This window comes from Klebsiella sp. A-Nf5, from assembly GCF_002810545.1.
In the GTDB taxonomy this organism is placed as follows: Bacteria; Pseudomonadota; Gammaproteobacteria; order Enterobacterales; family Enterobacteriaceae; genus Klebsiella; species Klebsiella variicola.
Genome location: NZ_PIOG01000250.1, coordinates 1 through 486 on the forward strand (window position 1 = coordinate 1; position 486 = coordinate 486).

A 486-nucleotide genomic window follows, 5' to 3' on the forward strand; every position below is an offset into this window, starting at 1 on the left:
TCGTCATTGGGGCGACCGAGTTGACCTCCGGCTTTACTTCTTTTCCGCCAATCTGGATGCTATGGAAATAGAAGAAAAAGGGCGTTGGGTTTTTGATCGTCAGCTTAGTGCCAGCTTTGCGCCATTCGAGCTTTTTCGCTTCCGTATTAGGGGAGAGATCGAAAAGCGTTTTGGGACGATAGACCAGACGCATGCGGTGGCGGACCGCCAGTTGAATAGTGTTGGCGCTGGCTTTCTCATCATCCGCTGGAGGGATCGCCATCACGTTAAAATAGTATATGGATTCCCGATCGTTCGGGGCGTTAACGTTTCCGGTAGAAAACAGGCGTACTGTATTCTGTTGCTTTCCTTCAAGGCGGAACAGCGGCGGGGTAGCCATAAATGAGGGAGATTTTCCTGCCGGGGTTTCAACCCAGGATTTAATCAGATAGGGGATGTCATCTTTATTTTCTATTTGCGCGGTAATTTCGCGCGCACCTTCTTTGT

Annotated in this window: 1 protein-coding gene; it reads right to left on the minus strand. The window is 49.8% G+C overall.

Going from position 1 to position 486, the window contains the following annotated elements; genetic code table 11:
- On the minus strand, positions 1–486 hold a 486-nt coding region (locus CWM53_RS23380; RefSeq protein ID WP_100750892.1), incomplete at both ends, for a molecular chaperone.